The following is a 13,542-nucleotide window of genomic DNA, read 5'->3' as shown; positions in this document are numbered from 1 at the left end:
AGATGCAACTTTTCGCATCGTTTTGTTTCAAGTCGCCATCATCAATTCTGGTGGTGGCGACTCTTTTTCTTTCAACTTGTTCTCCTGCGAATAAGGCAAGGGTAGATGAGCTGAACGAGCAATCCTATGCTTATCATTATCGCAATCTAGATTCCACTAAAGTGTTGGCTGAGAGGGCTTTGAAGCTTTCAGAAGATTATTCATCAGGCCGTGCCGAAGCCTATAACAACCTTGCCTTCGTATGTATAGCCAAGATGGATTACAAGGGTGCCAAGGGATGGCTGAAGAAGATTGAAAAGGAGAGCGATAATCAGATTGAACTCGCCATTGCCGATGTTCAGAACATGCGACTCTGCCAGAGAGAATCGCACAACAAAGATTTTTATGCTTATCGCGAAAAGGCGATGAGGCGTTTGCGCAGAATTCGCGAAGAGGTGAATTCCATGCCCCCGAGGGAAAGCAAACGTGTGATTTATGCGAAATCTGAATTCAGTATTGTTGCCGCCACCTATTTTTATTATGTGGGCTTAGACGAGCCGATGTTTCAGGAGCTTAACCGTCTGGACCCAGATGAGCTGGAACAGGATTCGGCACAATATCTCAACTATCTTTATAATATAGGTTCGGGCGGAGCTATCGTCAAGGGAACCGAAAACGAAATCAATCAGGCGGAATTCGACCGGCTGATCAGCTGCTACATGCTGGCTAGCGACCCTGCCCATCCTTATCCTTACTGGCAGGCTAACGCCCTGCAATCTATAAGCGAGCACCTCAGAAAAGGAGAGGTGAGCGAATTCCTCATCCGTAACAACCTGCCTGCTTTCCAGTATCTCAACATCGAACAGATGCCGAACAATCTGCTGGCTGGCAACTTTGCCCAGCGTGCCCTCAACCTCTTTTCGAGCTACGGCGATGTTTATCAGACCGCCGGAGCCAACCGTACGCTGGCAGAATGCTTTTGGGATATCCATGATTATTCTTCCGCACTCGACTGCCTGAATCATGCCCTGAACGACAACAAGGCGATAGAGCAGGCACCCGACCTCGTAGCTTCGATACGTGAAAGACTCTGTCTGGTTTATTCGGCTATAGATGATAAGCAGCAGAGCGATTACAACCGCAATATCTATCTGGATTTGCAAGACCGTTCGCGTCAGGACCGCCAGCTTGAAGCACGTGCGGCTGCGCTCGACGAAAACGCCCAGCAGCTCAACGTGATGATTGCTGCCGTGGTGGCGATGATTGTACTCGTGGTGGTGCTGCTCTACGTTTTCGACCATATGAAGCGCAAGAAGATGAAGAACCAGTCGATGGACGAGCTGCTTGCACCTTTGCGTGAATGGAGCGAAAGTAACACTAAGAAAATCAACGAATTAAAAGATAAGCAGGAGGAAGTTCAAGATGAGCTGAGCGTAACCCGTCTGCACATCGAAGAAAACAAGAAACGCAATCTGGAACAACGGGCTAAAGTTTCGCTCGTAAACAGTATTACGCCTTTCATCGACCGCATGATTCATGAGGCAAACCGACTCTCCGAAGGGGGCGAAAGCGATGAGGTGCGGCAAGAACGCTACCAGTATATCGCCGAACTCACGGATAAGATAAACCAATATAACAACGTGCTTACGGAGTGGATTCAGATGCGTCAGGGCTCACTCAGCCTGCGTATCGAAAGTTTCCCTCTCCAGCAGCTTTTCGATATTGTTGCTAAGGGCAAGATGAGTTTCCAGATGCAGGGCGTGAAACTGGAAGTAGAGCCGACCGATGCCGTGGTCAAGGCCGACCGCATCCTTACGCTCTTCATGATCAATACCATCGCCGATAATGCCCGGAAGTTTACACCCGAAGGCGGAAAGGTAACCATTAGCGCCAAGGTTTCAGACTTCGTGGAAATCAGCATCTCTGATACCGGAAAGGGTATGGACGAGGAGCAGCTGGCTCATGTCTTCGACCGGACCTATACGGGCGGTCATGGCTTCGGACTGCTCAACTGCAAGGGCATCATCGAGAAATATAAGAAGGTGAGTTCGCTCTTTGCCGGCTGTCAGATTAAGGCAGAAAGCAAGTTGGGCGAGGGGAGCCGCTTCAGTTTCCGTCTGCCTAAGGGCATCGCCCGCCGAACCCATCAGCTGTTGGGCATCATCATCATGCTCTTCGTGCTGCTGTCGGCTTCGGTCCAGCCTTGTGAGGCAAAGAAGACCAACGGCATCCGCCATCGCCACAATCATCTCAAGACGAACGTAGATGCCAATCTCCAGCGTGCCGACGATTTTGCAGATAGTGCCTACTTCAGCAATATCGCCGGCACCTACCAGCGCACCCTGGCTTTTGCCGATTCTTCGCGCCATTATCTCAACGCCTTCTATCTCTCGAAGTATCCCGACGGAAAATATCTCATGGTGGCTCATCCGGAGGTAGGAATGGCGGCAGAACTCTATTGGATGCGCGAAGGGCTTAGAACCAATTATCACGTCATTCTCGACCTGAGAAACGAGTGTGCCGTGGCTGCCCTGGCGTTGCACCAATGGTCGCTCTATCAGAGCAACAACAAGGTTTATACCCAGCTGTTCCGCGAGATAAGTGCCGATAATACGCTCGATAATTATGTGCACACCATGCAGCAGAGCGAGAACTCCAAGACCGTGGCCGTGGTGCTGCTCATCCTGTTGCTGCTGCAGTTGCCGCTGGCTTATTATCTGCTCTATTACCGCCACGTGCTGAGCTACCGGTTTGCCATGATTGAGCAGACCAAGGCTAAGCGGACAGATGAGGCTGAGCAGGAATCCCTGAAACTGGAGCTGATGACAGATGAGCTGCATCGGGCTGAATATGAGAATGATAAGCTTCATATCTCCAATTCCGTGCTCGACAACTGCCTGTCCACGCTCAAGCACGAAACGATGTATTATCCGTCGCGCATCCGCCAGCTCATCGATTCGCAGCCCGATGATGTTGATTCGCTCAAGGAACTGGTAGATTATTATAAATCGCTCTATTCTCTGCTTAGCGCCCAGGCGATGGAGCAGGTAGAAGGCAACATCAAGGCAGATGATTTTCTGAACCACTATCTTGTCTCTCTGATGCGCGGTAATTCCAAGGATTATCATGCCGGGGTGGCTGAGATTCCGGGTTCTGCCTACGTGCGCTATTGGGTTGACCAGCAGGATGTGGCTTATGATGCTGCGCTCCATGCCCAGCTCTTTACCCCTCTGACGGGCGATTTGCGCTATCTCCTGTGCCGGCAGATTGTGAGGGAACTGGGCGAGATAACCAATCTCCGCGGCTGCGGCATCAAGGCTTGCCAGAGCGATAAGGGCTACCTCAGGATAGAGGCTGTACTGCCGGCACGCATGAAGTGGGAAAGCTTAAAATCATAAGAAAAAGAATAAAGAATAAAAATATCAGAAAAATGGAAAATTTTAAAGTCATCATAGTAGAAGACGTGCCTTTGGAACTGAAGGGCACAGAGGGTATCTTTAAGAATGATATTCCCGAGGCTGAAATCATAGGTACTGCCGAGAGCGAAATAGCCTATTGGAAACTCATCAAGCAGCAGTTGCCTGATCTGGTTCTGCTCGACCTCGGACTGGGTGGTTCTACCACGGTTGGCGTAGAAATCTGCCGCCAGACCAAGGAGAAATATCCTAACGTGAAGGTGCTCATCTTTACAGGAGAAATTCTGAACGAAAAACTCTGGGTAGATGTGCTCGATGCGGGCTGCGACGGTATCATTCTGAAGAGTGGCGAACTCCTTACGCGTGGCGATGTGGCAAGCTGCATGGGCGGTAAGAAACTGGTGTTCAACCAGCCTATCCTTCAGAAGATTGTAGACCGTTTCAAGCGGAGCGTAAACAGTCAGCTGATGCGTCAGGAGGCTCTGGTGAACTACGAGATTGATGAGTATGACGAGCGTTTCCTGCGCCATCTTGCGCTGGGCTATACCAAGGAGCAGATAACCAATCTGCGCGGAATGCCTTTCGGCGTAAAGAGTCTGGAGAAGCGCCAGGCAGAACTGGTTCAGAAACTCTTTCCTGACGGCAACCACGGCATGGGCATCAACGCCACCCGTCTGGTGGTGAAAGCCTGCGAGCTGCGCATCCTCGACATCGACCATCTGCAGGCAGATGAAGAATAAAGTTTATATATAAGTTCATTTTAAAGAATGTATAAGAAAGTATTGGCCTATCTGGCATTAACATTGGGAATTGCCGAAGTAGGGGTGGTTCTGGTTTCGTGGCTGCTTACAGCCGCGATGCCCGAGTCGTTCACCCATTCGCTTACTAGCCCCGAGGGCATCCGCTGGTTTACGGGCCATTTTGTAGACCATCTCACCTCTGCCTGGCTCGTATGGCTGGTGCTCATCAGCATCAGTATCGGGGTGGTAAGGCAGAGTAGGGTGCTCCATTTCGACCATACCCAGTATCGCCAGCGCACGGCCTTGCGCCTGATGCTCTTCGAGCTGGTCTTTTTTGTGGGCATCCTGCTGGCGCTCACCCTCATGCCCCATGCCATTCTGCTGAATGCCGTAGGCACCCTCTTTCCGGGTCCATTCACGCAGAGTCTCATTCCGTACATCTGTTTTTCGGTTGTGGTGATGAGCATGAGCTATGGCATCATGAGCGAGAGCATCAAGGGCATCTGTCAGGTTTATGATGCGATGAATCAAGGCATCCGTCTCCTGTCGCCGTGCTTTCTTTTCTACATTCTCGTGATGCAGCTCTATACATCCGTTCTCTATGTGATGGGATAAAATAAAAGCCCCCGATGCATTTTTTCTTTGCATCAGGGGCTTCTTTTATCTAGGTAGAATCTGGGTTCTTAATCCTTGCAGATTTGCTAGCCCATATTTCCACCCTGGTTATCGCCTTCTCCGGTAGTTCCACCGCCTTCAGTAGTTCCACCGCCCTGGCTGGTACCGCCGCCTTCGGTATTCGAACCGCCGCCACCACCTGGGGTGTTGTCTGGGTCTTCCACATCGCCCTTGTCGTCGGAGGTAACGTTTTTCAGCACCTTGCCGTTGCGGTCGTAACAGGTAATCTGGATAGAGGTATCCTGCAGCTCGCGCTTGATGTCAACGCTTGGGGTGAAGATGACGCGGCGGTTGGTAATCAGACTGGTTGCCACTTCGCCTACGGTAGGCACACTCTTGGCTCTTACGCCGAATCGCATGGTTCCCAATCCCGGAACGGCTACGGAATGGCCCTCGGTACACCATGCCTTGATAACCTCGCCTGCTGCATCCCAGCAAACCTGCATCACGCCCACGCTTACGCCGCTTCTGAGGGCAGCCTCCTTGATAACCTTGTTCTCGGAGAGCTTGTTGTAAAGTTCGGTACCGAGGATGAATCTGTACTGACCCTTCATTTCGCCTACCTGGATAAGGGTCTCTTTTGCTTTCAAATTAATTGCCATAATCTCAATAAATTTTAATGGTGAATACTATAAACTATTAACTATCAACTGTTAACTCTAAAATCACCTGATGGTGATGGTTGGCACGCAGTAGGTAGAATCAACTTTGGTGGAGATGTTGTTCTCCTGATGTTGCCGCTGGTTCTTTCCGATCACGAGTCCCGCCGTGCAGGAGCTGGATAGGAAGGTGACGATGGCTGAGCAAATCGCCACGATAAGATACCGGATGAATGCCTTCATGTTCTGGTTCATGATTTTTTCTGCCCCCTGTTAAGTTTCGTTTTTCCTCTTTCCTCAGATTTCTCTTATTTCCTCAGATTTCTCTTAGAAGAAGTACTTTGCGAAACGACTCGTTTCGAGGCTTGGAGTCTTGGTTTCATTACTCTTGTTTTTCTGAAAAGCCTTGCTGTGAGAATCGTGGCTGTTGTCTTATTTTCCTGTGCTCCATCTTTCTCTTTCCGAGGCCTTTTTATTTTCCCAATTAGGGAGATATTTTTCTCCAACTGGGCAAGTGATTTTGCGCGCTTTCTGAATCACGATGCAAAGATACGAAATCCCGATTTGTCAGGTGTGCGATAGCATGCGATACCATGCGATAGCGGAACATTTTTACTCTAAACACTTAACATTCAACATTGAAAAAGCCTCCGTTTCCAGCGATTCTATCGCTGGTCCGTCACCCGCCAAGTTAACACTAATCACTAATAACTCCCCCTTATCCCGGTTCCCCGAGGTATTCTATGATAGCCTTAACCTGTTTGGGAGTAAACGACTTGCAAGTCTTGTCATATTCCATCTGCTGCAGCTCATCCCAGAGCGGCCGGCAACGGCGAATCCAACTCATGAGATGATTCACGGCCGTGCGTGGCATACTCTCAGGAAAGTACATCAGGCTCAGTTCCTTCTTCGTATACGTGCGGTTTATAAAATCTTCCATAATCTCAATTTTTAAATCATTTGTTCTTCGGCTCCTTGCTCCCTGAAGGTGCAGCAGCCCCTAAAAGATAGTATTCGCTGAAGTCCTTGCATCCTGGTGGCAACCGGTGGTGCACCAGCTGGGGTAGCATCTCCCTGAGTTGCATAAAGAGGCTTTCGCCCGGCACATCCTGATCAGGAAACATGTGGAATTCCACCTGATAATGTCTTCCGATATCTACCAGCAGCTGCTTATCCTCGGGTTTGAGGAGTGTGGCAGAAGGAATGGCTATCGCCTTATGACCGGCAGAAAGCATCGCCCAGCAGTCGCTACATCCCTCCGTAATAAACAGCCTCTCGCCCTGTTTCAGTCTCTTCACTACCGGCAGATTATAGATGCTGCATCGGGCGCCATAGGGAAAGCGGAATCGGGGAGCATCCTGCTCCTTTTCTTCGCCCGGACTTTTTTCTTCAGAAGAAACATTCCCCTCAGAAGAACAACCTCCCGATGAAGATTTTTTCTTCGTGTAATCCAGATTTCTGTTCTGGATTCCGATAAGCCACCCATCAGTATCGAAGTAAGGAATCTGCAGCCAGTTGATGCCCTTCTTATCCGTCCAGGAAGTCAGTCTGCACCAGTTCACCACTCTCCAATCAATCTTCCTCTCCTCGAAGAGAAATCTTTTAGCCGCCTGGTTAAGCCAGGGATGCTCGAAGAATCTCGCATACCTGCTAGCATCGAAGGAAGATTTCGCCGAATTGTCACCCGAAGAAGAACTGCCAGATGAAGAGCCCGAAGAAGCCCCTCTGCCCGAAGAGCCCCCAAAGGAAGAGTTTTTCCCCGAAGAAGAATCCTTTTCCAGCTGAATCTGATGTTCCCCTGCGAGCCATCGGCAAGCCGCCGGAAAATCCTTCCCCAGGTATCGCATCACCAGGTCGATGGTGCCGATGGAGTTCCTCATGCAGACATAACATCTGCAGCTGTTCTTGGTCTTGTTGAACGTGAGGCTGGCGTGGTGATCGTCATGGAAGGGGCAGAGCGCCTTATGGTGCTCCACCTTCATCCCCATCTCTTTCGCAACCTTCTCTATCGGAAGCTCGCGCAGTTTCTGAATTTCATATTTCTCCATCATATCTTATTCCCTTTCTTTTTTCCAACCGGCATACCTGTAAGATATTCCTTCGTTTTGGTATAGAGTTTCGTCTGGCTGTTATAAGTAATAAACTGGCGGTTCTTCCATACGTTGAGCTGATGCTTGGTACCTTCCTGATTCTTGCCCAGACTCAGGCGCAGGGTTTCCAACTGCAGTTCGTTGAAGGAATTCTCCAGCTGGTCGAGCATGTTTTTCGGACCGCTTCTCTGAGCCTCTTCCTGCCCATCGCCCGCTTTAAACATGTCGCCGAACACCTTAACCTTCGACCACAAATCGTAGTAGCAGAACCATTCAACGAAGTCGCCGATGGATTTCGACCAGTTCTGATCGTTCAGAATCCACAGCACGGCTCCCTTCTTCCATGCCGAGAAGATGCTGCGGTGGGAGAGTTCCCAGAGCGTATCATCATCAGCAAGGTCGGCAAGGCGTGCCATATCCTCTGCCAGCTTATCGGCTATTTTGTTGAGCGGCTTCACCACAAAACTGCCCTTGCAGTTGTCCAGCCTCAGCAGATAGCCATCGAGCTTTTCAAGGAAATCTTTGTTGTACGTTCCCTGTCTCGGAATCTTTCCGCTTCGCTCGCCACGGGCTTTGTAGGCGAAAGGTATGCGCCCGAAGAAACCATTGGTCAGGTCTTTCTTGTAGAAGAGTCGGGCCGCCTCAGGAGTAGAGGTAAAGGTGAGGTTCACACGGAGCAGAGGGTTGCCCGTTACGCCATCAGCCGTGGCGCGCAAGGCTCCAGCCCTCTGACAGTCGAAGATATTTCTTACCATCTGGCTCACCTGCTTATGCCCACCACACATTCTGTCGGCCATCTCCACCTCAGGCAGATTGATGTACTGGGTTCTGCCGCCCAGCTGTTCGCAAGCCATAGCGTTCTGGATGAATGCAGGATTGGTAACATCAGAAGGTGGAAACCAGAAACTCACGTCCGGGCGCTCCGGTTTTTCCTTGTTGGCGCCCTTGGTTTTCATCTGTCGCTGCCAGTCGACCAGTTTCTTGAACTCAGTCTCATCATGCTTTCTAAAAGGTCTCATGATGGCCTCTACAAGATGACCCAACTGTGCCTTTCCGATACCCGACGGACCTATCAGATGGCCCATTTGCCCGCACATTTCGTAATATTTGTTGTCGGAATACATGAATCTTACGTCTGTGAGATGAGCTGCTAATGCCGGAATTGCCATCGGAATGAGCACTTCCTGCATGTCTTTTGATGCCTGAGAGATGGCAAATTTTACAAATTCAGTACCCTTGCTGGGTTTTGGCATCGCCGGAGCGATGTTGCTAAAAATATTATAATCCATTGCTTTTTAGAGAGTTAAATCAAATTTCATGTTCATTTTTTCTTGCTTGCAGTCTCAGTCTCAGAGTCTCAGTTGTTTTTTTATGGTCTCGCTTCCTATATATATTATATATAACTAATTAATAATCAATAAGTTATAAAGACTTAAGAAGCGGGTTTAAAGTTGGATTGTGACATTTATCCTAACTGAGACTGAGATTTGAGACTGTTTTGAAGAGGAAATGAGGGTAGGGATAATCCTGTTACCGGCACCCCCGAAGTCCCCATTTCCTCTAGAAAGCCTCGACTCCGTTTATCTGTCATCACTCTTGCCGCTAATGATGCGCAGCTCGTTGGCGGCACCCTGGCAGAAGTCCTGGAAGGTGAAGCGCTCTGAGAACTGCGGGCGGTTGAAGGTAGGGTAGAGCGTACCGTCTTTCTTGCGGTTCACGTTGATGTATTTTCCTTCATACACATGCGGATTTCTCTGCACCACCTTCTGCAGTTTCTTCTCTTGGTCATTCTGCACAAAGGTGAAGTGGTCTTCGCCGTCGTGCGTAATGGCTCCATCCAGATACTCGCCAACAGCCATGCGCCCTGGCTCCTTAGTCATCAACTTGAGGTCGATACCCAATTCTGTGTTTGGGTAGAAATTATTGAAATTAAAATTCTGTGCCATAAGCTTATCAGAATTTGGGCGGTTTGACCATCTGCTTAGCCCATAGCGTAAGATGGTCAAAAACTGAATTGTTCAGCTTCTGACAATGGGGTAAAGAATGCCGATTTTGTTACCAAAAAACTATAAAATGGTAACAAAAAAGTGGTAACATAAAAAAACAAACCCGAAACTCCGTATGACGCACACAGAATTCCGGGATAAAAAAAATAAAAATAATATCGATATGGTAACACAAATTGAAACCTTATTTATTTATATGTTCGATGAAGAGTTTTTTTACATGCAACTCTTTTTTATACGCATCTCTTTTTTATACACATCTTGAAGGACTGCGTCTCTAATGTCAATATCTTCATCATTTTCTTTTCGTAAAAGTGGTAGCTCTTTTTTGTAATCTAAAATATATAAAATAGTGTTGATTTGCTTCTCTGCATTCTCATCCAATCTGTCGGTATTGCTACTACGGTTTTTCCCAAATTGTTTTTGAACGATAGATGAGGCCGAAACGCCTTTCTGCTCATCCATATAAGATTGCTTGAGAAGACGCTTAGTTAATTCGGTTAGAATAACCAAAGGTTTCCCTATCCATTTAATGTTACAATTTCTGTTTTCTCCATCAAACAAATGTTCGAAATCTTCAGCATATCTTGGCTCTTCTATCCATTCCCACTCTTGCATTTTTCTCATAACAAGATTTATCCGTTTCACTCTAGTTTCTTGATTCTTACAATTATAATAGAACGTAGGATACTCTTCTGAACTTTTACAATTCTTCTTCGGATGATTTTTTTTCTTGGAAGATAGAGTTTCATTAATTTCTTCTGTTAGATTTGATTGCGAAACAAAATACTCGTTCATCCATCCCATCATCTCCTCTGTATATTGATTTACCGACTCCTTCAACTTGATTTCTATTGCAATACAGGTTGATTGGTTATTACATTTCCACATTTTATGAATACTTTCATGCAGAGTCCTTTGAAGTTTTCCTCTATAATGAGAATGGTTGACAGCATTAATACCAAACATAATGGTATATAATAACATAGCAACCTCTGCTTGACTTGTTGCGACTTCGGCAAGAGTATTATCTTGTTCTCGATAAATAGCTAAAGAATTGGTCCACATATCTTTACAATAATCTGCGTCGATATCGCCATCACTTAGTATTATGTCTAGTTCTTTTGCTGCATCAACAAACAAATTCTCGGTAGAGATAATGATTGCAGGATATTGCTGAAGAAACACATCACGAACTTCACGACATAGCCTGTAAAAGATGTGATTTTTGAAATGTTCTTTCAGTTTATCTCTTTGGTTTTGTTGGAATCTCTTTGTCATCTTTTCTTTCTTTTACTTTGTAAAACACCTCATCTAGCCATTTGGTCAAATCAAAATCGCTAGTTTCAATTTCTGGAGTCATATATTCCTTATAATTGCTGATAACTATATCATTCATCGGATATTTGGCTATGATATTTTCGTTGCATGTATACTCGCCATAATTGCGAAATTTCACAACCAAATCAAACGCATTATCGCTGCTATAACCTACTACAGCAGAAAGTTGTTTCAGCTTATCAGTTTTAGAGCCTGTACCTAATTTCATAGTTGTGGTGGCACTTAGAGCTCCATATGTTTCTAATATCTTTGAGCGCATTTCCATCTCCTCCGTCAACTCTTTTGGAATTCTTGTCGTAGGACAATGTTTAGTATTTACATATTTGAATGTAAACTCTTCAATTATATCTCCGTAATCAATAGTTCTACAATCAATAAAATCTTCAAATTGAGTTCTTATAGTTTTTTCTTTTATCGTAGTATGTATGCCCATGCTGCTATATAATTTATCATTAAAAAAAATCTCTAGACCATTCCTAATGGTTTTTGTGTTTCTGTCCCATGCCGATGATTTTTCAATGGCAATTTGGCATCTCTCATTGCGATAATCTACGATTACATAAGCATATGGATAACTATACTGAGAAGTACCAATACAATCCTGTACTTCTTTCTCAGTACTATCAGGCAAATCATAGATTGTAAGATTTTCCTTATTATGGATTCTTATTAAGGCAATACCATTTTCGTTTCTTAGAACACAATTGGGAATATGTTCTTCTCCTTCTCCACGTCTGGTTCTATTTATACTCAATTCGCTTCCCTTTTTCCCAATGATTTTGCCCAGGTAAAAGTTAGGAAACAAGGATACTGGCTTATCTTTCTCTTCGTTTTCATCAAAATCAAACTGTGGGACGACAGTTAAACCAATGTTGTGAATAATGTATTCGCTCATTCTTTTTAAGATTTTAAGATTTTATCAATATATTAATATCTCTCCTTGAAGAAGGATAGGGGATAGAATTATTCTATTTCCCCCATCACTCTTCCTAGAACTGTGTTTCTATAGGTGTTGAAGATATTAGGCTTCAGCATCATGTAGTTTGGCAAGCTCTCTAAATATTCCAGTTCGAACACAAGGCGTGGGTCTTTATCATTTGACTCTGGATGAATCTCTGCCTTGCAGCCTATGCGAGCTATGCGGATGAGATACAAATCCTTGACACCCTTGCCCTTGATATAAGGCATGAAATAGTAAAGCTTGTTGAGCGCAACAGTCGATGGGAAAGACTTGGTCTTACCGGTATAGTAAATCTTTGTCTGACCACCATCTAGGAAATAATCTGTATTATCTTCCTTGACAAAGCCTACCAAGAGACTTTTGTTCATATCCAAGGTGTAGCTTTTCTTCGGCTTATTTATTTTCAACTCAGGATTCAATTCTGAGAATAAGCCAAAATTCAGCTTTGGTTGAGAGTCACGCTTAATATCTATCGGATGGGTAGAAACCGGTTCCTTCTCATAGATGAAGCGGTAAAGGCTCTTGCCAATCTGCTGAATGATTCCGCACACCAAAGCATTTCCCATCAGGAAGGCCCGACGAGCATCCGTAACATCGGGATGCAAGGTGTGGTTGTCTGGGAACATATTCAGACGCTCCAATTCTATAGGTATCAGTCGGCGATAGCGACCTGATGCAGTCTTGATGACATGTTTGAAGCGTGATGCACCAGCCCCTCCTTCACCTGTAATGATTGTACGTGAAGGCTTATCCAGGGAATCAGGGAACGCCATTCCGCCCTCAGAGAAAAGATACTTGAAACCTTCCTTGGTAGTGCGTTCTATTTTCTTTGCACCCTTTTCGTATTCCCATCTTGCAACTTCATCTTGCGGAATAAAGAACTCCTCTGGTACCAGGGACTCATCAACGATATTGCCGCCAAGTGTCATAACTGGGCCATCATAAACCGCCTCAGCATCTACCGAATATACGCAACGGTTGCGCATGATACCGGCATTTCCAAATGGACTGTCTTTTCCTTCCTTGTTGAAATTATCCGAAACCTCCTTAATAGTTCCTTTAATCTCAAATTCAGAGAGGGTTTTGTCCTTCGGTTTAAAAGGAAAAGCCTTTGCCAGCACGCCTTCATAAAGCACCCAATCCTTCAACTCTTGTACTTGCCTTGAAACATTTGAATTCTCACGGTAACCGACAATATAAGTACGGCGTCTGCGCTGAGGCATTCCGTATTCTGCTGCGTTGATTACTCGCCATTCTACCGTATAGCCCAAATCTGCGAGTGAAGCAAGAATGATTGCAAAATCACGTCCACGTTGCTTGGCAGGCGAACCGAGCAAACGGTCGACATTCTCAAAGAAAATGTAGCTTGGACGATTATCACCCTTCTCGTTTAAGATGCGATAGATTTGCCACCAAAGCACACCCTTCTTACCCTCAATTCCACCAGAACGGCTAAGAGTTGAAGCTACAGAATAATCTTGACAGGGGAAGCCGCCTACCAACAAGTCATGATCAGGAATATCAGCTGTTGGTACTGTATTAATATCTTGGTTGCTATGACCTTTTGAACCAAAGCGTGCTGTATATACGAGCGAAGCATCTTGGTGTTTGGTTGATGGTTCCCATTGGTTGTTCCAAATGGTTTCATAGGCATCAGAAGCTCCCTCTAAACCTATGCGGAAACCTCCTACACCTGCAAATAGTTCTACTACCTTTATTGTATTTTTAGACATAT

General features: G+C 46.1%; 12 protein-coding genes. 3 read left to right on the top strand and 9 right to left on the bottom strand.

Annotation, left to right across the window (positions count from 1 at the left end; genetic code table 11):
- Positions 1 to 2 precede the first annotated feature (2 nt).
- Genes KSW37_RS02080 through KSW37_RS02070 form a run of 3 tightly spaced genes read left to right on the top strand, consistent with a single transcriptional unit; the run spans position 3 to position 4,750 of the window.
- The gene (locus KSW37_RS02080) at positions 3 to 3,377 is read left to right on the top strand and encodes a DUF5112 domain-containing protein (RefSeq protein ID WP_217313947.1); all 3,375 of its coding nucleotides are present in this window, start codon (positions 3 to 5) and stop codon (positions 3,375 to 3,377) included.
- Between the two features lie 32 nt (positions 3,378 to 3,409).
- Positions 3,410 to 4,135 (top strand): DUF5932 domain-containing protein, encoded by a 726-nt coding sequence (locus KSW37_RS02075; protein WP_217313946.1) that lies wholly within the window; start codon positions 3,410 to 3,412, stop codon positions 4,133 to 4,135.
- Between the two features lie 27 nt (positions 4,136 to 4,162).
- On the top strand, positions 4,163 to 4,750 hold the full coding sequence (locus tag KSW37_RS02070) for an AbgT family transporter (RefSeq protein WP_217313945.1): 588 nt from the start codon (positions 4,163 to 4,165) through the stop codon (positions 4,748 to 4,750).
- Between the two features lie 86 nt (positions 4,751 to 4,836).
- Here KSW37_RS02070 and KSW37_RS02065 read toward each other — a convergent pair whose 3' ends face one another.
- The 9 genes from KSW37_RS02065 to dcm all read right to left on the bottom strand — a co-directional run bounded on the left by KSW37_RS02065 (position 4,837) and on the right by dcm (position 13,540).
- Complete coding sequence (locus KSW37_RS02065) at positions 4,837 to 5,412, bottom strand: DNA-binding protein (protein ID WP_217313944.1); 576 nt, start codon at positions 5,410 to 5,412, stop codon at positions 4,837 to 4,839.
- Between the two features lie 63 nt (positions 5,413 to 5,475).
- Positions 5,476 to 5,664 carry a hypothetical protein gene (locus KSW37_RS02060; RefSeq protein WP_118065068.1) on the bottom strand — a complete coding sequence of 63 codons (189 nt, stop codon included), beginning with the start codon at positions 5,662 to 5,664 and terminating at the stop codon, positions 5,476 to 5,478.
- 463 nt (positions 5,665 to 6,127) lie between these two features.
- The gene (locus tag KSW37_RS02055; RefSeq protein WP_217313943.1) at positions 6,128 to 6,349 is read right to left on the bottom strand and encodes a DUF4248 domain-containing protein; all 222 of its coding nucleotides are present in this window, start codon (positions 6,347 to 6,349) and stop codon (positions 6,128 to 6,130) included.
- A 16-nt stretch (positions 6,350 to 6,365) separates the two neighbouring features.
- Positions 6,366 to 7,460 (bottom strand): CHC2 zinc finger domain-containing protein, encoded by a 1,095-nt coding sequence (locus KSW37_RS02050; protein ID WP_217313942.1) that lies wholly within the window; start codon positions 7,458 to 7,460, stop codon positions 6,366 to 6,368.
- A complete protein-coding gene (locus KSW37_RS02045) occupies positions 7,457 to 8,788 on the bottom strand; it encodes a hypothetical protein (RefSeq protein WP_217313941.1) in 1,332 nt (443 codons plus the stop codon). The genes KSW37_RS02050 and KSW37_RS02045 overlap by 4 nt, the downstream gene beginning before the upstream one ends.
- A 291-nt stretch (positions 8,789 to 9,079) precedes the next feature.
- The gene (locus tag KSW37_RS02040) at positions 9,080 to 9,445 is read right to left on the bottom strand and encodes a hypothetical protein (RefSeq protein ID WP_217313940.1); all 366 of its coding nucleotides are present in this window, start codon (positions 9,443 to 9,445) and stop codon (positions 9,080 to 9,082) included.
- Between the two features lie 276 nt (positions 9,446 to 9,721).
- A complete protein-coding gene (locus KSW37_RS02035) occupies positions 9,722 to 10,786 on the bottom strand; it encodes a hypothetical protein (protein WP_217313939.1) in 1,065 nt (354 codons plus the stop codon).
- On the bottom strand, positions 10,752 to 11,741 hold the full coding sequence (locus KSW37_RS02030) for a hypothetical protein (RefSeq protein ID WP_217313938.1): 990 nt from the start codon (positions 11,739 to 11,741) through the stop codon (positions 10,752 to 10,754). The genes KSW37_RS02035 and KSW37_RS02030 overlap by 35 nt, the downstream gene beginning before the upstream one ends.
- Before the next feature lie 68 nt (positions 11,742 to 11,809).
- On the bottom strand, positions 11,810 to 13,540 hold the full coding sequence (gene dcm, locus KSW37_RS02025) for a DNA (cytosine-5-)-methyltransferase (RefSeq protein ID WP_217313937.1): 1,731 nt from the start codon (positions 13,538 to 13,540) through the stop codon (positions 11,810 to 11,812).
- Positions 13,541 to 13,542: the final 2 nt, after the last annotated feature.

It is taken from the genome of Segatella copri, assembly GCF_019127135.1.
GTDB lineage: Bacteria > Bacteroidota > Bacteroidia > Bacteroidales > Bacteroidaceae > Prevotella.
Note: the sequence above shows the minus strand (reverse complement) of the source record. Positions and strands in the feature narration are given on the sequence as shown.